A 19,294-nucleotide genomic window follows, 5' to 3' on the forward strand; every position below is an offset into this window, starting at 1 on the left:
CGCTGAACGGGCGGTTCCCGGGCGCGCCCCGGTCAGAGGGTGCGCGCGGCGCGAAGCAGAGGGAGGAGACTGGCGGGCTGGACCCGGAGGAACTGGACGCCGGCCTCCCGGGCCGCGTCCCGCTCGACGTCCAGCGAGCCGATCAGCAGGCCCGCGCGGCGGTCGGCGCCGAGCTGCCGCAGGGCGCCGAGGAGGGGCCGGGGGTCGGGGATCACAGGTGTGCCGAGCGGGTCCCGCCCGTGCACACCGCCGGGCAGGCAGTCCAGCAGACGGCGCCGCCGGAGGTACGTCGCCGCGGCACCGGCCGAGCGGTCGGTGACGACAGCCAACGGCATGCCCTCTCCGGCGAGGGTGCGCAGCAGCAGGTCGGCGTACCGGACCGGCTCCGAAGTCTCCGCCGCGGCCACTTCCAGGTCCGTCAGTTCCTGAGCCAGCCGCGGGTCCGCCAGGTGCCGCGCCGGGCCGCGCAGCAGTTCCAGCGGGTCCTCGCAGTCACCGGCCGCCGCGGGTTCGTACCGGTGGACGAGATGAGCGGCGTCCACGGCGAGCCGGGTCAGCGTGCCGTCGAATCCCAGGAGTACGGCGTCGGCGGCGCGCAGGGTCTGGGCGAGCGCGTGCTCGGGTCGCGTCAGCTGTGGGGGCAGGCCCGGGGCGTGGGCCGGAGTGAGGCGGACGGACCACTGGACGGTGTGCCCGGGGAGAGGCAGGTGGGCCAGCCGGGCGTGCAGCTCGGACTCCGCCTGGCCGGTGTGCGTGGGCGGGTAGGAGGTGCAGACGTCGTTCAGGCACTCGCGGAGGTGCCCGGTGAGGACGGCGGTGGCAAGCGAACCCTTGCCGGGGTGTACGGCGGCGATCGGGTCGGTGATCCGCCAGCTCGCCCCGCCTGCCACCCGGAACGTCGGGCTCCCGCCGACGGTGGGGCCGGGCTCCTCCACGTCCAGGCGCCGTTCGGTGAGGTCCACCTCGTAGTAGAACGTGGGGGTGGCGGGCCGCTGGATGGTGAGCCCTGGACCGTAGGCGGTGTACACGACGCTTCTGGTGCCGCCGGTGGGCGGGGGCAGCGGAACCCGGGCGGGCAACCGGAAGGGGCCCTGGACCGGATAGACGCTCTCGGTGGGCGGGACGTGCGCGAGCAGATACCAGCCGTCGTCCGGGGAGGCGGCGGTGATCATGCGCAGCGTGGGGCCCTCGTAGCCGCTGTCGGCCAGTTCCCGCCTGAGCGAGTCGGAGACGGCGACGAGGCCCTGGGCGCCCGCGTCGCGGACCCGGTCGACCCAGCCCGCCCCGGGCCGCCAGTCCTCACCGTCACCGCCCGGGGCGTGGACGAACGTCACCCGCCAGCCCCGGCCTCCCGTCTCGGTGACCCGGTCCCCGAACTCCCGCAAGGTGACGGCGAGGAGGGGGAGTTCCGACACTCCGACGCGCAGCAGCAGGGAGTAGCCGTCCGGCCGCTCCCACAGCTCGTAGTCGGCGGGGTCGAGTCCCCCGGCCACCAGCATCCTGGAGACCGCCCTGCCCAGCAGGGCCCGGTCGTCGGGATCGGGGGCCGCCCGGCCGCATTGGAACAGGACGGCGACACGGAAGCCCTCCGGCACCTCGTCCCGCGGCAGCGGCTCCGCATCCGCCTCCGGCGGGTCGTCGCCGTACAGGAGCGAGGGCAGGTCGTCCTCCGTGGGGAAGACGCCCTCCTCCGGGCGGTTCGGGTAGGGGGTGTACCGGGCCTGGTGCTGCCAGCCCGCGTCCTCGCCCGCGTCTTCGTCCGCGTCTTCGTCCGCGTCCTCGCCGTAGACGTAGTCGCCGCGCAGTTCGTGGCCCAGGGCCAGCAGCTCGGGGTTGTCCCCGCCGGACCACTCGTACTCCTGGAACACCTCCAGCGCCTCGTCGATGCGGCCCAGGTTCTGGAGGGCGACCAGCAGGAGCCGCCGGTAGTCCTCGCGGGCGGGGTGTGCGCGCAGTAGCTCGGCGAGATCCGCGGCGGCGCGGTCGTACTCGCCGAGTTCCAGGTCGAGTTCGGCCCGCCTGACATACAGGGCGTGCCGCAGCCGCAGCAGCCGGGTGCGGGCGGCGCGGGCGGCGGGGCCGGGGACGTCGGCGAGGGGCTCCTCACCGCGCCAGAGGGAGAGGGCCTGGTCCAGGAGGTCGCGGGCTTCGGGGAGGGAGCCGAGGTCGTCGTGGGCGTCCGGGCGGGAGCCGAGACCCATCAGGGTCGTGGCCGCCAGCTCCAGGGCCGTGCAGTCCGTCAGGTCCACCAGGTCGGCGCTGGTGTGCAGGGCGTATCCGTCGGGGAGGGTGGCCAGGGCGCCGGGACCGAGGGCGGTGGTCAGCCGGGCGGCGGTGCGGCCGAGGGCGGCGTCCGCGCCGCGGGGCAGCTCGCCGGGGTCCCAGAGTCCGGCCCGCAGGTCGGCGCGGCTCACCACGCGGCCGTTCCGCAGCAGCAGCATCGCCAGCATCGCCCGGTCGAGGCCGCCCAACTGCCCTGCCCGTCCCTCGCGTTCGACGGTCAGCGGGCCGAGGGCGCGATAGCGCCGTGGTGCGTACTCCGCCGAGGCCGAGGTCCGCCGCACCGCCCCGTCGGCCAGTTGCCGTCTGCCCTCCTCCTGCGCTTCGGGCGAGGACGACATCAGCAGGGTGAGGGCCGACGCGTAGTGCTGCCGCGACCGGGACGGCAGGTTGCGGAGCTGCCCGGGCTGGAAGGGTTGCCGCAATCGCGCGGTGCCCGCGGTCAGATGCAGCATCACCTCGCACAGGGCCCGCAGATCCTCCGCCACACCCCTGGTGCCGCCGGCCCGGCCGAGGGCGAAGAGAGTCAGTTTGGCGGTGCCGTCGGGCAGGAGCACGATGCGGGACATGCCGAGGCCGCCATGACTGAGGCCCGCCTCGTGCACCGCCCGGAGCGCCACCGCCAGTTGTCGGCCGACCGAAACCGTCAGCGGTACCGGCAGCTGATACCCGGGCGCGGCCAAGGCGTTCAGCGGAATGCCGTCCAGGTACTCCATCACCACGTACGGCACGTCGTCCTCGATCCCGAAGTCGTGGACGGTGACGATGTTCGGATGGTGCAGTGCTTTCAGGCGCTCGGCCGCCCACAGGAAGCGCGCCCGCCGGGCGGGGTCGCCGACGGCCGCGTGCAGCCGTACCGCCACCGTCCGGTCCCCCTCGCGGTCCTTGGCCAGCCACACCGTCCCGGTCGGCGTCAGCGGCCGGATCACCCGGTAACGGCCGCCCAGCGCCCGAGGCACCTCCGTCCTACCGGTCAGCCGCCGCACGCTCTCCGGCCGGACCGTCGCGAACGGGGCGCCGTCCGCCGTGGCCGAGCCGCTGGCGCCGGCCGCAGCCGGGGCCACGGCCCGGAACTCGCCCGGCGTGGTTCCGGCCCGTTCCTCGATGAACTCGCCCATCCGGGCGAGCAGTTGGCTGGTGCGGGCGCGGGCCGAGCGGGGCAGGCCGCGCAGCAGCAGGTCCTGGACGCCGGGCCGGAACGTGTACGAGCCCGGTGGGCCCGGGGCCGTGGTCAGCAGGCCGCTGAGGATCACCTCGGCCAGGTGCTGGGGGCGCGGATCGGGTTCGACCGCCCGTTGCACCAGGCGCATCACCGGCAGGTGGGGGCGGCCGAGGGCCAGATGGCCGGCCAGCCGGAAGGCCGCCCGGGAGGAGGTCGCGCGGAAGCGCAGGACCAGGTCCTCCGGGGACAGCCGGGCCAGGTCGGTCCGGGTCGCCGGGTCGGGACGGCGGCCGAGGAGGGCCGCCGAGCCCGGGAGGGCGACCCCACCGGGCGAGGCCAGCAGCTTCGCCCAGTTCGCCAGCCAGTCCGGCACCGGCTCCAGGACCGGCAGCGGGACGGCGTGCCGGTCGGCGTCGGTGTCGGGGTCGGTGTCGGGGGCGGTCGGATCGCCGTCGTAGGGAGTGAACGCCAGCGTGGCCGAGGGTGCGGCCCGGAACGGGGCCGTCAGCAGACCCGGCTCGGCCGGCAGGGCCGTGTCCCGCCACAGGTGCTCGGGCAGCGGCTGTACGACGGCCACGGGCATTCGGGACGCCCAGTGGCGCAGCGTCCGCTGCCAGCGGGTGCCCGCCTCGCCCGGCCGCCACTGCGCTCCCATGCAGTCGCTGACGACCAGCGTGACCGTGCGGCCGTCGGCGGGGGCGGGCACCCCGGGGGCGGTGCCGTCGGCACCCGCTGCGGCCAGGGTGATCGTGCGGAACACGCCCGACTGGGCGAGCGCGGTGTGCAGTTCGCGGACCAAGGGGCGCCAGACCGGCATGGTCGGCCCCGTGTCGTGCACCAGGTTCAGCCGCAGCCAGCGTTCGCGGGCGGGGCCGAGCACCGGCAGCCACCACTCGGGTGCGGCGCCGAGGCGGGCGATGCGGTCGGCCGTCGCCCCCTCGTCCAGCCGGTGACCGGTGGGGGCGTCCGTGTGCCGTTTGAGGGGGCGCAGAGCGCGCTGGAGGCCCAGCGGGTGCCGCAGCATCGGCGGTGCGGGCGCGAGGAGGGAGGCGTACGGGCCGGTCCGCGCGCCCGGGTCGGGCAGGTGCAGCGGGACGGGGTCGGCCGGTGCGGCGGGCGGATCCACGGGCGGGGTGTGGTCCGGGGGCGGGAGGGGCGGGACCGGGGGGTCCTGCGGAGTGTCCTCCGGGGATGTCCGCGGGGGCCGTTCGGGCTCGGCGGACAGGGCGGCGGCGTCACCGTCGGCCGGCGGCTCCATCCGCCGGGCCAGCCACAGCAGTTCCGCCAGTTCCAGCGGGGTGGGGCGCACGCCGCCGCCCGCCTCGGCCAGCACATCGGCGAGGCGGGCGAGCGGGTCCGGTGGACCGGCGTGGTCAGAAGGCATCGGGGCGGCGGGCCTCACCGAGGTACGGCATCAGCTGCTGGGCCAGCTCGTCCAGCGACTCGGCGGCCAGGTCGGAGGACCGGGCCAGGTAGATCGCGTTGAGCAGCTGGTCCGTGGCCAGGTCGCCGCCGCCCGCCCGGGCCAGGAAGCGGCCGATCAGGGTCTCGGCGTACGCGTCGGGCTCGCCGTCGAAGTGGGCGCGGACGATGCCGGCGAGCTGGGCGTCGTCGGGCTGGCGCAGCCGCAGGGTGACGCAGCGGCGCAGGAAGGCGGGCGGGAACTCCCGCTCGCCGTTGCTGGTCAGCACGACGAACGGAAAGGCCCGGCAGCGGACCCGGCCGCGCTCGACGGCGACCCGGTCGTGCGTGCCGTCCACCATGACCTCCGCGCGCCCGGCGGCGCCGCCGGGCGCGCGGACCAGCTCGGGGATCTCGTACTGGCCCTCCTCCAGCACGTTCAGCAGGTCGTTGGGCAGGTCCAGGTCGCTCTTGTCGATCTCGTCGATGAGCAGGGCGCGCGGGCGGCCGTAGGGGAGGAGCGCGGTGCCGAGGGGGCCGAGGCGCAGATGGTCCTCGATGCCGGACTCGGGCGCGCGGGCGTCGCCGGGCCCGGTGCGGGCGGCGGCCTGCCGGGCCGCGTACAGACGGGACAGCGGGTCGTACTGGTAGAGGCCGTCGTGCAGGGTGCTGCGGCTGGTGATGTTCCAGCGCAGGACCGGGCCGAGCCGCAGCTCGCGGGCCACCGCGTAGGCCAGCGAGGACTTGCCGGTGCCGGGCGGGCCGGTCACCAGCAGGGGGCGGCGCAGATAGAGGGCGGCGTTGACCAGCTGGACGGTCTGCGGGGTCGCGCGGTAGGTCGCGGCGCGGTGCGTGCGGTCGGGGGAGGTGGCCGCCGTGTCGGCGTCGTCGGCGGGCGTGTCCAGCGCGGGACCGCCGTCGAAGGCACGCCAGGGCGGCGGCGCGGGCAGCAGGTCGATGCCGTCGTGCGGCTCCTTCGTGCCGGTGTACACGGGCCACAGGGGCATGGGACGCGGTCCTTCTTCCGTGGGTTCTGCGGGTCTCAGGCGACGGGGGAGTGCAGGCTGGCGGCCGGCTCGGGGAAGCAGCGGGGGTCGTCCCACAGCAGCTGCACGTCATGCGCCCAGTGCCGCTCCGGCTCCGCCGCCGCCTCCTCGCGCAGCTCCTTGATCCGGTGCGGGAGTTCGGTCGCAGCGACCCCCTCGACGTGCGGGGACACGGCGTCGAGGAAGGCGGTGCCGGCACAGGGCTCGGTGTGCCCGGCGGAGCCGGCGCAGCCGGAGCGCGGCCACAGCAGGACCGGGACGGGCATGTTCAGGCTCACCTTGAACTGCTCCGGTACGGCGTCCGGCGGGGCGCCGAACCCGGCGAGGCCGGCGTCCTTCTCCCGCAGGCGCCGGCGCAGGCCCGCGGGTTCCTCCAGGGCGCCGCAGCCGACGCGGTGCAGGGGCGCGAACGGGTCCCGCGCCAGCTTCCGCCACTGCTTGCCGAGGTGGTGGCGCAGCCTCCCGTGGAGCCGCGAACGGTCGGTGACCACCACGGGGGCGGCGCACCCCAGCGGGGTGGAGTCGTCCGCCCGGCACGGCCACTGTGCCACGGGCAGGTTCAGCAGGTCCTCGGGCAGCACGAAGGCCAGCAACTCCTCGGCGCCGAAGGCGAGCTGGTCGTACGCCTCCTCGATGCCCGCCTGGATGTACTCCCGCATCTCGGCCCGGTCCAGCCGGACCCTCGCCACCGGACGGCGCCGGCCCTCGCGGTACGCCGACACGGAGACCGTGACCTGGTCGGCTCCCACGCCGCTGCGGTCGATCTCGACCAGGATCGGCGCCCAGTCGGTGGCGGGGGCGCCGGCGCGGGCGGTGGAGGTGGAGGCGCCGGCGGTAGGGGTGTCCGCGTCCGGCACGGAAGGCGTGCAGGCGGGGCCGTCCAGCAGGTGCGTGAGCCGGTCGGCGAACCGCCCCAGCGCCTCGGCCGGTTCGTCCACCTCCCACTGCACATAGGCGGCGGCCTCCCGTAGCGAGGGGAACCCGCCGGGCGGCACCTCCGGCCCGAAGTCACCGACGGCGTCCACGAACAACTGCTCCGGTGCGCAGGCCAGTTGGGCCGCCTCCGCCCGCCGCACCAGCCCGTGCAGCCGCCGCGCCAGGTGCTCGTACTCCACGCGGGCCGGGACCCGGTCCCGCAGGCCGGGCCAGTAGCGGGCCAGCACCTCGGTGGGCAGCATCCGGGCGACCCGGACGCCCTCCTCGCCCGCGATCTGGGTGACCATGCCGACGACCCGCCCGTCCTTCAGCGCCAGCGCCGCCCCGCTGAAGCCCGGGGCCAGCGGCTGACCGTGCCCGGTGACGGCCTCCAGCTGCAGCCACTGGTCGGCGATGCGGGTCGCGGAGACGGCACGGTACTCGGCGAGCTGGCCCTCGGGAAAGCCGTCCGGGAAGCCGTACGCCACCAACGGCGGTGCGGGCAGGCCCTGTTCGGAGCCGGGCGGGGCGAAGGCGGCGGGGCACAGCGGGACCTGGTCGGCCAGCCGCAGCACGGCGAGGTCGCCGGGGTCGGTGACCCCGCCTGCCCAGCCGCCGTCCACGGCCACGCTCGCGGTCACCCCCGGGAGGTCGGGTCGCCCAGGGAAGGACACGGTGATCCCGGCGTCCCTGGCCCGCACGACATGCGCGCAGGTCAGCACGGTGCTGGGGGCCACCAGAAAGCCGGCGCCGAGCACCATCCCCCCGCACTCGATCCGCGCGTGCCAGGTGGGGCCCCTCATGAGCGGGGGGAGGGTCCCGGGACGGGTTCCGCAGCGCCGCTGTCCGCGGAGGCCGCCGAGTCCGTCGAGTCCGCAGAGTCCGCCGGGTCCACCGCATCGGCCGAGGCCGCCGAGTCCGCCGAGTCTCCCGAATCCGCCGAGTCCGCCGAGTTCCACCCCAGACGCACCACCAGTTGACCCTCCGCCGCCCCCTTGGCGATGATCGCGCCGGCCTCCGCGCTCAGCTTCACGCCGAACTCCAGCTCGACGGAGTCGGGGCGCAGGGCGCCGTCCCGGAAGACGCTCAGGGCGGAGTGGGCCGCCGCGCGGACCGAGTCCAGCGCGCCCTCGAAGGTGCGGGTGGCCTGGGCGGCGGGATTCTCGCCGCGCGAGACGAGCCGGGTGCCGGTCGCCGGATCCGCCGTCTCCACGACGACGACCACGCCGTCGTCCGTGGTGAACTCCACCAGCTTGCCCATGACGCTGTCCGCCCCCCGTGCTGTCGTGCCCGGCCAACTCCATTGTGGCCGAAGGGGCGTGGCGATGTCCCGTACTGTTCCGCACTCCTCGCCCCGCCCAGATGGCGGCTGGCGGGAACCCGCCAGGACGCCTTCCCGCCAGGAACGCTCAACACCCCTTGCTCGGGCGGCACATGACACTCATCAGCAGCGCACAGCACACGAACGCACTCGGACAGACGTACCGCACCCGGACCGAGAAGAGGCGTGGATGACATCGATCGGACGCGGCGCCGCCCTGCTGTCGGCGGGGCTCGTGCTCGCCCTGCTGCCGTCGGGCCAAGCGGCGGCGATCACCGGCGACTTGAGCGGTTCCAGACCCCGGCCCGCCCCCTCCGGCCATGACAGCCCGCGCGGCCGTCCCACCACCGTCACCCTGCTCACCGGTGACAAGGTGACCGTCACCGGCCTCGGGCACGGCAGGCGGACGGTCACCGTCCAGCGGCCCCCCGGTGCCACCGGTGCCGTCCGGACCCGGTCGAGCGACGGCGACCTCACCGTCGTACCGGACGAGGCGCTGCCGTACCTGCGGGCCGGCACCCTGGACCGGCGGCTGTTCGACGTGAGCGGGCTCATCCGGCAGGGCCTCACCGACGCGAGGGCGAAGACGCTGCCGCTGATCGTGACGTACGGCAGGAGCGCCCGCGCGGCCACCCCGCCCGGTACCGAGCGGACCCGCACCCTGGCCGCCCTGCACGGGGCCGCCGTCGAGGCCGGCAAGGGGCGCACGTTCTGGCGGTCGTTCACGCACGGATCCGGTGTCGCCAAGGTCTGGCTGGACGGCAAGGTCAAGGGTGTCATGGCCGAGAGCAACGCCCAGATCGGCACCCCGTCGGCCTGGGACGCGGGCCTGACCGGCAAGGGCGTCACGGTAGCCGTCCTCGACTCCGGTGCCGATCTGAGCCATCCCGACCTCGCGGGCCGGGTCGCGACCAGCAAGAGCTTCATCGACGGCGAGGAGGTCGCCGACCGCAACGGCCACGGCACCCACGTCACCTCCACCGTCGGCGGCAGCGGCGCCGCGTCCGACGGCAAGGAGAAGGGGGTCGCGCCCGGGGCCACGCTCGCGGTCGGCAAGGTGCTCGACGACGCGGGCTCGGGCAGCGAGTCGCAGATCATCGCCGGCATGGAGTGGGCGGCCCGGGACGTGCACGCCAGGATCGTCTCCATGAGCCTCGGCTCGACCGAGCCCAGCGACGGCACCGACCCGATGGCCCAGGCCGTGAACACCCTCTCCAAGGAGACCGGCGCCCTCTTCGTCATCGCCGCCGGCAACACCGGCGCACCTTCCTCGATCGGCTCGCCCGGCGCCGCCGACGCGGCCCTCACCGTCGGCGCGGTGGACGCCTCCGACCAGGCCGCCTACTTCACCAGCGCGGGCCCCCGGTACGGCGACAACGCCCTCAAGCCGGACCTCTCCGCGCCCGGCGTCGACATCCTCGCCGCCCGCTCCCAACTCGTCCCCGGCGACGGCTACTACACCACGATGAGCGGCACCTCCATGGCGACCCCGCACGTCGCCGGGGTGGCCGCCCTGCTCGCCGAGGAGCACCCCGACTGGACCGGCGCCCGGCTGAAGGACGCCCTGATGTCCTCCTCGAAGCAACTCGATGCCTCCGCCTACCTCCTGGGCGCCGGGCGGGTCAGCGTCCCGGACGCGATCGGCGCCCGGATCACCGCCACGGGCAGCGCAGACCTCGGCTTCTACTCGTGGCCGTACGACGCGAACCAGCCCGTCACCCGCACCCTCACCTACACCAACTCCTCTGACGCGGACATCCGGCTGACGCTGTCCGTGCGCGGCGCCCCCGCCGGTGTCGCCACCCTCGCGGACTCCGCGCTCACCGTTCCCGCGCACGGCAGCGCGTCCACCACCGTCACCTCGGACGGCTCCACGGCGCCGGTCGGCGAGACCAGCGGGCAGATCGTCGCCGCCGACGAGACCGGCACGACCCTCGCGCACACCGTGTTCGGGCTGGTGAAGGAGGACGAGCGGTACACGCTCACCGTGCACGTCAAGGACCGCTCCGGGGCGCCCGCGGCCGCCGACCTCACCGTGCAGCAGCTCGCCGAGGGCGCCGACGCCTTCCCCGAGCACGTCGGCGACTCCGGCACCCTGAAGTTGCGCCTGAAGCCCGGCACCTACGCCGTGGCCTCCTTCCTCGACGTGCGCGGCAGCCACGGCGCCGACTCCCTGGGGCTCGGCTTCCTCGCCGCCCCCGGCATCACCCTCGACCGCGACCGTGAAGTCACCCTCGACGGCCGGACGTTGCGCGAGGTGAAGGCCGAGGTGGCCCAGCGCACGGAGACCCACCAGCTCCTCATGGAGTACGACCGCAAGGGGAACGGCGCCGACCTGTTCGGCGCCGTCCAGGTGCCGCTCACCTACGACAGCGTCTTCGCCGCGCCCACCAGGAAGGTCACGCAGGGCAGCTTCGAGTACCGGACGGTGTGGCGGCTCGCCAAGCCCCAGCTGGAGGTCCGGGGCATCGGTGAGGCGACCGTGCAGGCCGGCGGCACCCTGATCGAGGGCCGCACCAAGCTGCCGCTCGTGGACGTCGGGGACGGCCCGCTCACCGGTGTGGCCGGCGAGGCGGTCCTCGCCCGCCTCGCCGACGGCGCCGATCCGGCCGCGCTCGCCCAGGCAGCGCAGGACGCGGGCGCGAAGGCACTGTTCGTCACCGACGACGCGCCCGGCCGGCTGATGGCCTGGTGGGGCACCGACGACAACGCCGACCGGCCGCTGCAGATCGCCACGGTGAACGCGGCCGACGCCGCCCGGCTGCGGGCGGCCAAGCGCGTCGACATGTCCGGCACCCGCAACTCGCCGTACGTGTACGACCTGTCCGAGGGACACCGGGGCGCGATTCCGGACCGCGACCTCACCTACCGGCCCACCCGCCGCCAACTCGCCGCCGTACATGTCCGGTTCCACGCGGCCCGGCCCGAGAGCGGCGGCGAGTTCCGGTACTCGATCACCGGCACCTTCCCCATCGGCCTCGGCTTCCAGGAACGCGTCGACCTCCCCGCCGAGCGCACCGACTACGTGTCCACCGGCCCCGGCCAGCTCTGGCACGAGTCCGTCACCCTCCGCGACGGCGCCCTGGAGGAGCGCAGCGGCCTGGTCCGCTACGACGGCGGATCGCGCCCGGTGCTGGACTGGTTCCGGCCCGTGTGGCACCCGTGGCTGGGCACCGGACTCGGCTGGGGCCAGCAACGCACCGGAAACCAGATCCAGTTGAACACCCCCGGCTGGGGCGACTCCGGGCCCGACCACACCGGCTTCGGAGACGTGTGGACCGAGGGCAACGGCATGAGCCAGACCACCTCCGTCTACCTTGACGGCACCCTCGTCGACCGGAGGACCAGCTCGGGGGCGTACGTCTGGGACGCGCCCGCCGACGAGCACACCTACAAGGTCGTCACCGACACCGCCCTGGACCCCGGCCACTGGGCCCTCGCCACCCGGGGCCACACCGAGTGGACGTTCCGCTCGGCCGCCACCCCGGAGGACCACGCCACCTATCTGCCGCTGATCAACCTCGCCTTCGACGTCCCCACCGACCTCGCGGGCGCCGTGCGCGCCGGACACCGGCTGGGCGTCGGGCTCGGCGCCCAGTACGTGACGGGCGCCGCCGGCACCGGGACGCTCGGCGGCGGCCGGCTCGACGTGTCGTACGACGACGGCACGACCTGGCACCCGGTACGGCTCACCGACCGCCCCGGCGCCGCCTGGCACGGCACGCTCACCGTGCCCCGTAACGCCACGTCCGTCTCCCTGCGGGCCTCGGCCCACGACGACAAGGGCGGCTCGGTGACCCAGGAGATCATCCGGGCGGTCGCGGTGAAGTGACCCTGAAGGACTCCTAGGACCGGGGGTGGCCCGCGATCCCGCGGATCACCCCCAGTTCGAGCAGGTCCTGCGGCCGGATCCGCAGTTGATCGGCGGTCTCCTCGACCCGCTCCGGCGGGCGCTTGAGGATGGCCGCCGCCAGCTCCGGCGCGATCACCGAGAAGTAACTGTCCGGCGTGGCCCAGGTGTTGCCGGGCGCGGCGAGCGCGAGCGCCCCGCCCGAGCCGCCCTCGCCGATGACGAGCGTGGTGACCGGGGTCCGGGCGGCGGCGACCGCCCCGAACACGTCCGCGATCGCGGCCCCGGCCCCCTGCCGCTCCGCGTCGGCGTCGTTGGCCGCGCCCGGCGTGTCCACCAGGGTCAGCACCGGGATGCCCAGCCGGTCCGCGAGGCGGATCAGCCGGGCCGCGGTCCGGTAGCCGGCGGGCCGGGTGGCCGCCCCGGTCTGCGCCGCGTACGCCACCGTACGGCCGTCCCGCTCCCCGAACCCGCACAGCACGCCCTCGGCGTCCGTGCCCCCGCACCGGTCCCCGCTGAGCTGCACCCGCTGCTCGAAGTAGGCGTCCAGATAGGCGTGCGCCCGGGGCCGCCGAGCCGACCGGGCCCGTACGACGGCCTCCCACCCGGTGCCGGGCAGACCGGCGGCGCCGAGGGCGTCGGGGACGGGCGCCGGCTCGGCGCGGCCCGCGTCCGGGGTGGGAGCGCCGGGGCTCTGGGGCGCCGGAGCGGGATCAGCGCACGCCGCGTCCGCGTCGGGCACCGCGGAGCCGCCGGTGGTCGGTCCGGGCGGGGCGTGAGACGCCGGCGCCCGGCCGGCCGCCGGCGTGAGCAGCCGTAGCCACAGCCCCAGGGTGTCCCGCAGCTTCCCCGGCGGGACCACCGCGTCCGCGGAGCCCGCCGCCAGCTGGGCCTCGGCCGTGTAGGCCGCCGGGTCGGCGTCCGCGGGGCGCACCCGGGAGCCGGCGAAGCCGACCTGGGCGTCCGGGAGGGCCAGGGTGACGTCGGCTCCCGCGCCCAGCGTGGCCCAGCCGCCGCCGGTCGTGGGGTCCCGGAGCACGGCGATCTGCGGCAGCCCGGCCTCCCGGGTGAGCGTCGACTGGCGGGCCACCCGCTGGAGTTGGGTGAGCGCGAACATGCCCTCCTGCATCCGGCTGCCACCCGTGGCGACCAGCGGCACGACCGGCAGCCGGTGCTCCCGCGCGTGCGTGTAGGCCGCCTCCAGCCGGTCGCCGGTGCGTTCGCCCAGCGAGCCGCCGAGGAAGCCGAACTCGAAGGCGATCAGCACGGCCGGGGTGCCCAGGACGCTCGCGGTGCCGCAGACGACGGACTCCTCCTCGCCGGTCCGCTCGGTGGCGCGGGCGCGCGCGGCGTCGTAGCCCTGCCAGCCGAGCGGCCCGTCCGCCTTCGACTCCCGTTCGGGCGAGGGTAGTTCGCGGAAGGTCGCCTCGTCCGCGACCAGTGCGAGTATCTCCCGTGCCGACAGACGCTCAGCCATCGGCCAGCGCCCGCTTCATGATCTTCCCCATGTCGTTGCGGGGCAGCGCGTCCAGGTAGCGGACCACGCGCGGCCGCTTGTGCGGGGCGAGCCGCCGGGTCACGTGTTCCGCCAACTCCTCGGTGGACGGCGGCACTTCCCGGTCCACCGGAACGATCCAGGCCACGATCCGCTCCCCGAGGTCCGGGTCCGGCTCGCCGGTGACCGCGGCCTCCCGCACCCCCGCGTGCTCCAGCAGCGCGTTCTCGATCTCACCGGCCCCGATCTTGTAACCCCCGCTCTTGATCAGGTCGGTGGCCTTGCGGCCGACGATGCGGACGTACCCGTCGGCCTCGCGCACCGCCACGTCCCCGGTGCGGAACCAGCCGTCGGCGGTGAACGCGGCGGCCGTGGCGTCCGGCCGGTTCAGATACCCGGTGAACAGGTTCGGCCCGCGCACCTGGATCTCGCCGACGCTCTCCCCGTCGTACGCGGCGACCTCGGTGCCGTCCTCCTCCACCAGGCGCAGCTCGACGCCCGGCAGCGGCGGGCCCACCGTGCCCGCGCGGGCCTCGCCGTCGGCCCGCATCGCCGTGTTCATCAGGGTCTCGGTCATGCCGTACCGCTCGATCACCCGCCGCCCGGTGGCCGCCGCGATCCGCTCGTGGTCGTGCACGGGCAGCGCGGCCGAGCCGGACACCAGCAGCCGGGCCCGGCCGAGGGCCTTGGCCAGCTCGGGATCGTCCGGCAGGGCCTCCGCGATGCGGTGGTACATCGTCGGCACCCCGAACAGCATGGTCGCGCCGTCGGCCAGCTCCCGGGCCACGCCCTCGGTGCTGAACCGCCCCAGGTGCCGTACCGACCCGCCCCGCCTCAGCGGGCCCAGGATGCCCAGCACCAGCCCGTGCACGTGGAACAGGGGCAGCGCCTGCACCAGCACGTCGTCCCCGGTCCACTGCCAGGCGTCGGCCAGCGCGTCCAGCGTGGTGGCCAGGGCCCGGCGCGGAATGACGGCGCCCTTGGGCGGGCCGGTCGTGCCGGAGGTGTAGACGATCAGCGCCGGGTCCTCGTCGGAGTCGGAGAGGGAGACACCGGCGAAGGCTGTTCCGGCGGGCAGATCCCCGCTGCGCGGGCTGTCGACGTCAACGCGCTCCATATCGCCCACCACGGCGGGGAGTTCGGCGCCCGGAGCGGCGAGGATCATCCCCGGCGCGCTGTCGGACAGGATGTGGGCCAGTTCCTTCTCGCCCGACTTCGGGTTCAGCGGCACCGCGGCCACCCCGGCGAGCAGCGTGCCCGTCACGGCGACCGCGGTCTCCAGTTCCGGTGTCGCCCACACGGCGACCCGGCCGGTGCCCCGCACCCGTGCGGCGACCGCGCCTGCGGCGGCCCCGAGTTCGCCGTACGTCAACGACCGTTCGCCGAACCGCAGGGCGATCTTCTCGCGCGGGCCGTCCACCAGGGCGGGAAAGAGGGAGGACACGCGGCGCACTCCTTAGCCGTAGGAACGACAGACAACATCCTTCCTACACCAGGCGGGGCCACCGCTACCCGACAGTCACGGGTGGGTGGGAAGCACCACATCGGCCACCACACAGCTCACGTTGTCGGGGCCGCCCGCCGCGTTCGCCTCCTCGACCAGGGTCCGTACGGGATCCTCCGCCGCCAGCAGCTCCCCGATCCGCTCGTCCGGGACCACGCGGGTCAGCCCGTCCGAGCACAGCAGGTACCGGTCGCCGGCCCGGGCCTCCTGCAGGCGCACGTCGGGAACGGCCGCCGGTCCCGGAGCGCCCAGCGCCTTGAGCAGCATGGCCCGCTGCGGATGACTCTCCGCCTCCTCCGGTGTCAGCCGCCCCTCGTCGATCAGCGACTGCACCACGCTGTGGTCGTCGGTGATCCGGAACAGTGCGCCGTCCCGGAGTAGATACGCCCGCGAGTCCCCGATGTGGACGAGCGCCAGCGTCGACCCGGTCCACAGCAGCGCGGTCAGCGTCGTGCCGACGTCACCGTCGCCGTCCGCCAGGTCCTGGACGGCCTCGTCGGCGGAGCGGACCGCGTCCTCCAGCAGGTTCAGCACGCTCCCGGCGGCCAGCTCCTCGCCCTCGTCGAGGAAGCGCAGCGCCTCCACGGCGGCGCTGCTCGCGTGCGCCCCCGCCGGCCCGCACCCGTCGGCCACGGCGAGCAGCCGGCGCCCCGCGTACACCGCGTCCTGGTTGGCCGGGCGCACCAGCCCGCGGTCGGAGTGGGCGGAATACCGCAGTTCCAGCATGATGGTCGGTTCCTTTCTCGACTCTCCGGTCAGATGGTCGACGAGAACCGAGGCGAGATCACGCCGTACGGCGGTCTCGGCCTCCACCCGCGCCCAGTAGGCCCGGATCTCCCGCGCCGCGTCCTCCGCGCCGAGCGCGCACACCGTGCGGATCTCCGCCAGCGGCATGCCCAGCCGCCGCAGCCAGGCCACCAGCCGGGCCTGCCGCAGCTGGGCGGTGGCGTAGTAGCGGTAGCCGGTGTCCGGGTCGACCCGGGCGGGCCGCAGCAGCTCCAGCTCGTCGTAGAGCCGCAGCGCCTTCGGTGACAGCCGGCAGGCCCTGGCGAAGGCGCCGATCGTGAGCAGGTCCATGAACTCCTCGTTCCTCGCGTCCGCCACCGATGCTGGGGCTTCCCCGAAGGTGAAGGTCAAACGGGTGGCGCCGGTTCCCCGGAAATCCCGGTCGTGGCCCGGCAGGCGTCGGCGCAGGCCCGGACCAGTGGCCGGTCGGTGTCCTCGCGGCGCCAGGCCAGCGCGTAGCGGCTGGGGCCGAGGCCGCGGACCGGGCGGGTGGTGACGCCGCCCCGGGTGAGCAGCGGCGCGTTGCCCGCGGCCACCAGGCAGACGCCGAGGCCGGCGACGAGCGCCTCGTACGTCTCCTCGGCCCCGGCGATCTCCGCCCCGACGCGCGGGGCCCGGCCCGCCCGCGCGTCCAGCGCGAGCCAGTGGTCACGCAGCGGACCGGCGCTCCTCGGCAGGGCGAGGAACGGCTCGTCGAGCAGGTCGGCGGACCTGTTCGAGGTGCACGTCTTCGGCCCGGCGGCGCTGGTCCGGGCGGTGCTGCCGCACATGAGGGAGCGGCGCTCGGGCGCGATCGTGCGGATGAGCAGCATGGGCGGGCAGCTCTCCTTCGCCGGTTTCGGCGCCTACAGCGCGACGAAGTTCGCCCTGGAGGGCATGTCGGAGGCGCTGGCCGACGAGGTCGCCGAGTACGGCGTCAAGGTGCTCGTCGTGGAGCCGGGCGCGTTCCGGACCTCGCTGTTCGGCACCGGCCGGGCCGGGGTCAGCGGGGACAGCGGTCTGTACCCGAAGGTGGCCGTGACCCGGGAGGCCGTCGAGGGCGGCGACGACGGGGTGAGCGCGGTACTGGCCCACCTCGACCAGGTCCGGGACGAGGTGACCGCTTGGGAGAAGCGGACGAGGGCGACGGGGTTCGACGTCTGAGCGAGGCCGACGGGAGCTGGCGGGGCCCCGGCCTGCCGTCTCACCCGCGCAGCGCCGTCCGTTGCAGCAGCCCCCACGTGAACTCGGCGACCACCTCGTGCCGTACGCCGTCGCGGCCGGGTGCGGTGAAGGCCAGCCCCCACCGGGTCGGGGCCGTGCCCTCCAGGGGCCGGGCGGGGGCGAACGCGCGGGCGGCCTCGTCGACCGTGCAGGACCAGGGGGCGAGGTCCTCCAGGTGCTCCAGCCGGGGCGCGGGGGCGCCCGGGGCGCGGACCAGCCACTCGTTCCACACCGCGCCGTCGGGGGAGACCAGCACCTCGAACCGCAGGTCCGGCCAGAGCGGCAGCACCCAGCGGCGGGCCTCGCAGTCGACGTCCCCGAGGCGGCGGGGGACGACGGACTCCGGTTCGCCGAGGACGGAGCGGTACCGGGCGGCGGCGGAGCGGGACCGGGGCGAGCGGACCATCGCCTGCCAGCGCTTGTTCGTCTCCCGCAGGTCCGCGAGGGAGACGCCCAGCGTCCGCCGGGCGTCCTCCACCAGGTCCGGATTGTGGTCGGCCATGCGGCGCAGCAGCACCAGCTGGAAGTCGAGAGCCATGGCAACCATGGTGCCGGTCCGGGCCATTGCCGGGGCGCGCTCCCACTGGCTAGCCTGTGTTCGTCATGCCGGTCGCCTGTTGAAATCTCGAACACAGGCGCTTAGACCCAAGGGAGGGGGCCGGACGTGGGACGCCTCGTGCCTGCCGTGACCCGGGCTCTCGACATTCTTGAGCTGTTCCTCGACGGGGACGGGACGCTCTCCGCCCCCGACATCGTGCGCAGACTCCAGCTGCCGCGCACCACCGTGCACGAACTCGTCACCACGCTCGCCGCCCGGTCCTACATCGTGCAGATCCCCGGACAGCCCGGACGGTACCGGCTCGGCGTACGGCCGTACCAGCTCGGCAGCCGCTACGCCGAACAGCTCGACCTCGCCGCCGAGGGGCAGCAGGTGGCCCGCTCGGTCGCCGAGACCTGCGACGAGACGGTCCACGTGGCCATCCTCGACGGCACCGACGTCATCTACATCGCCAAGGTCGACTCCACGCACGCCGTGCGCATGGTGTCGGCGGCCGGGCGCCGGCTGCCCGCCCACTGCACGTCGGTCGGCAAGATGCTGCTGGCCGCGCTGCCGGAGCCGGAGCTGGCCGCGCGGATCCCGGACGGGGCCGAGCTGACCGCGATGACCCCCAACAGCATCACCGGCGCCGGGGCGCTGCGCGAGGCGCTGGCCGGGATCCGGCAGCGGGGGATCGCGGTGGAGCACCGCGAGTCCAACCCGGACGTGTCCTGCGTGGCGGCGCCGGTCCGCGACCGCACCGGGCAGGTCGTCGCCGCGCTGTCCATCTCCGTGCCGATGATCCGCTGGAGCGAGGAGCGGTGTGCGGAGCTGGAGCGGCTCGCCGCCAAGGGCGCGGCGGAGCTGTCGGAGCGGCTCGGGCACCGGGGCGGTGTGGCGTGAGCGGGTACAGCGGGTACGAGGTCGCCGTGCGGGCGGAGGCGGAGCTGGGCGAGGGCCCCACCTGGGACACGGCGACCGGCCGGCTTCTCTGGCTGGACATCCTGGGCATGCGGATCCACACGTACGACCCGTCGTCCGGGCGCCGGACGGTCCGTACGACGGAGCAGCACATCGGGGCGGTGAAGCCGCGGGCCGGCGGCGGTCTGGTGCTGAACCTGCGGGACGGCGTGGGGCTGCTCGACCCCGACGACACGTTCCGCTGGCTGCACCACGAGCCCGTGCCGGGCCGCCGCGCCAACGACGCCGCCGTGGCGCCGGACGGGTCGCTGTGGGCGGGCACGATGCGGTACGACGAGGCGGCCGGCGGTGGCACGCTGTCCCGGCTCACCGGGGCGGGCGACATGCGGACGGTCCTGCCGGACGTCACCGTCAGCAACGGCACGGGCTGGAGCCCGGACGGCCGGCTGATGTACTACGCGGACACCCCGACCCGGCGGGTGGACGTCTTCGACTACGACGCCGAGGGCATCCGGAACCGGCGGCCGCTGGTGGAGATCGAGGAGGGGGCCGGGTTCCCGGACGGGCTCACGGTGGACGCGGACGGGTGTGTGTGGGTGGCCCTGTGGAACGGGGGAGCGGTGCGGCGCTACACGCCCGACGGCGCGCTCGACCGGGTCGTTTCCCTCCCGGCCCCCCTCACCACGGCCTGCACGTTCGGCGGCCCCACCCTGACCGATCTCTACGTCACCACAGCCCGCGTCTCCCTGCCCCGCCCCACCCCCCTCTCCGGCTCCCTCCTGGTCATCCCCACCACAACCCAGGGCCTCCCCCAACCCCCCTTCCAGGGCTGACCGGTACGTAGCCGCGGGAGCGCCTACGCGGCGGCGACC

11 protein-coding genes and 2 pseudogenes are annotated in these 19,294 nt (G+C 75.0%); 4 read left to right on the forward strand and 9 right to left on the reverse strand.

Going from position 1 to position 19,294, the window contains the following annotated elements:
• Nucleotides 1-32 precede the first annotated feature (32 nt).
• Genes DBP14_RS24805 through DBP14_RS24825 form a run of 4 tightly spaced genes read right to left on the reverse strand, consistent with a single transcriptional unit; the run spans nucleotide 33 to nucleotide 8,065 of the window.
• Nucleotides 33-4,826, reverse strand: coding sequence for an SAV_2336 N-terminal domain-related protein (locus DBP14_RS24805; protein WP_129309323.1), 4,794 nt, complete (start codon nucleotides 4,824-4,826; stop codon nucleotides 33-35).
• Complete coding sequence (locus tag DBP14_RS24810) at nucleotides 4,816-5,850, reverse strand: MoxR family ATPase (RefSeq protein WP_129309324.1); 1,035 nt, start codon at nucleotides 5,848-5,850, stop codon at nucleotides 4,816-4,818. Before DBP14_RS24810 ends, DBP14_RS24805 begins: the two co-directional genes overlap by 11 nt.
• A gap of 35 nt (nucleotides 5,851-5,885) precedes the next feature.
• Nucleotides 5,886-7,607, reverse strand: a complete 1,722-nt coding sequence (locus DBP14_RS24815) for a trypsin-like peptidase domain-containing protein (protein ID WP_129309325.1) — start codon at nucleotides 7,605-7,607, stop codon at nucleotides 5,886-5,888.
• Nucleotides 7,604-8,065, reverse strand: coding sequence for a CU044_2847 family protein (locus DBP14_RS24825; RefSeq protein WP_241741029.1), 462 nt, complete (start codon nucleotides 8,063-8,065; stop codon nucleotides 7,604-7,606). The genes DBP14_RS24815 and DBP14_RS24825 overlap by 4 nt, the downstream gene beginning before the upstream one ends.
• Before the next feature lie 250 nt (nucleotides 8,066-8,315).
• Between DBP14_RS24825 and DBP14_RS24830 the strand changes: the two genes are divergently transcribed.
• Nucleotides 8,316-11,957 (forward strand): S8 family serine peptidase, encoded by a 3,642-nt coding sequence (locus tag DBP14_RS24830; protein WP_129309327.1) that lies wholly within the window; start codon nucleotides 8,316-8,318, stop codon nucleotides 11,955-11,957.
• A gap of 13 nt (nucleotides 11,958-11,970) precedes the next feature.
• Here DBP14_RS24830 and DBP14_RS24835 read toward each other — a convergent pair whose 3' ends face one another.
• From DBP14_RS24835 to DBP14_RS36430, 4 genes and pseudogenes are all read right to left on the reverse strand, one after another.
• Nucleotides 11,971-13,452, reverse strand: a complete 1,482-nt coding sequence (locus DBP14_RS24835) for a carboxyl transferase domain-containing protein (RefSeq protein ID WP_129309328.1) — start codon at nucleotides 13,450-13,452, stop codon at nucleotides 11,971-11,973.
• A complete protein-coding gene (locus DBP14_RS24840; RefSeq protein ID WP_129309329.1) occupies nucleotides 13,445-14,914 on the reverse strand; it encodes an acyl-CoA synthetase in 1,470 nt (489 codons plus the stop codon). Before DBP14_RS24840 ends, DBP14_RS24835 begins: the two co-directional genes overlap by 8 nt.
• A gap of 75 nt (nucleotides 14,915-14,989) precedes the next feature.
• Complete coding sequence (locus DBP14_RS24845) at nucleotides 14,990-16,051, reverse strand: MerR family transcriptional regulator (protein WP_129312078.1); 1,062 nt, start codon at nucleotides 16,049-16,051, stop codon at nucleotides 14,990-14,992.
• A 56-nt stretch (nucleotides 16,052-16,107) separates the two neighbouring features.
• Nucleotides 16,108-16,467: pseudogene (locus tag DBP14_RS36430) on the reverse strand (LysR substrate-binding domain-containing protein); the annotation flags it as partial.
• A 4-nt stretch (nucleotides 16,468-16,471) separates the two neighbouring features.
• Between DBP14_RS36430 and DBP14_RS36435 the strand changes: the two are divergent.
• Nucleotides 16,472-16,903: pseudogene (locus DBP14_RS36435) on the forward strand (SDR family NAD(P)-dependent oxidoreductase); the annotation flags it as partial.
• 40 nt (nucleotides 16,904-16,943) lie between these two features.
• Here DBP14_RS36435 and DBP14_RS24855 read toward each other — a convergent pair.
• A complete protein-coding gene (locus DBP14_RS24855; protein ID WP_241741030.1) occupies nucleotides 16,944-17,501 on the reverse strand; it encodes a hypothetical protein in 558 nt (185 codons plus the stop codon).
• A 126-nt stretch (nucleotides 17,502-17,627) separates the two neighbouring features.
• Between DBP14_RS24855 and DBP14_RS24860 the strand changes: the two genes are divergently transcribed.
• A complete protein-coding gene (locus DBP14_RS24860) occupies nucleotides 17,628-18,404 on the forward strand; it encodes an IclR family transcriptional regulator (RefSeq protein ID WP_129309332.1) in 777 nt (258 codons plus the stop codon).
• On the forward strand, nucleotides 18,401-19,255 hold the full coding sequence (locus tag DBP14_RS24865; protein ID WP_129309333.1) for an SMP-30/gluconolactonase/LRE family protein: 855 nt from the start codon (nucleotides 18,401-18,403) through the stop codon (nucleotides 19,253-19,255). The genes DBP14_RS24860 and DBP14_RS24865 overlap by 4 nt, the downstream gene beginning before the upstream one ends.
• Nucleotides 19,256-19,294: the final 39 nt, after the last annotated feature.

The organism is Streptomyces sp. L2, assembly GCF_004124325.1.
Classification (GTDB): Bacteria; Actinomycetota; Actinomycetes; order Streptomycetales; family Streptomycetaceae; genus Streptomyces.

What these genes read in the sequence shown, in the direction of transcription:
- DBP14_RS24835 (WP_129309328.1), bottom strand. Translation starts at nt 13,452, where the DNA reads ATGGCTGAGCGTCTGTCGGCACGGGAGATACTCGCACTGGTCGCGGAC.
- DBP14_RS24855 (WP_241741030.1), bottom strand. Translation starts at nt 17,501, where the DNA reads ATGGCTCTCGACTTCCAGCTGGTGCTGCTGCGCCGCATGGCCGACCAC.
- DBP14_RS24845 (WP_129312078.1), bottom strand. Translation starts at nt 16,051, where the DNA reads ATGGACCTGCTCACGATCGGCGCCTTCGCCAGGGCCTGCCGGCTGTCA.
- DBP14_RS24815 (WP_129309325.1), bottom strand. Translation starts at nt 7,607, where the DNA reads ATGAGGGGCCCCACCTGGCACGCGCGGATCGAGTGCGGGGGGATGGTG.
- DBP14_RS24830 (WP_129309327.1), top strand. Translation starts at nt 8,316, where the DNA reads ATGACATCGATCGGACGCGGCGCCGCCCTGCTGTCGGCGGGGCTCGTG.
- DBP14_RS24810 (WP_129309324.1), bottom strand. Translation starts at nt 5,850, where the DNA reads ATGCCCCTGTGGCCCGTGTACACCGGCACGAAGGAGCCGCACGACGGC.
- DBP14_RS24825 (WP_241741029.1), bottom strand. Translation starts at nt 8,065, where the DNA reads ATGGGCAAGCTGGTGGAGTTCACCACGGACGACGGCGTGGTCGTCGTC.
- DBP14_RS24805 (WP_129309323.1), bottom strand. Translation starts at nt 4,826, where the DNA reads ATGCCTTCTGACCACGCCGGTCCACCGGACCCGCTCGCCCGCCTCGCC.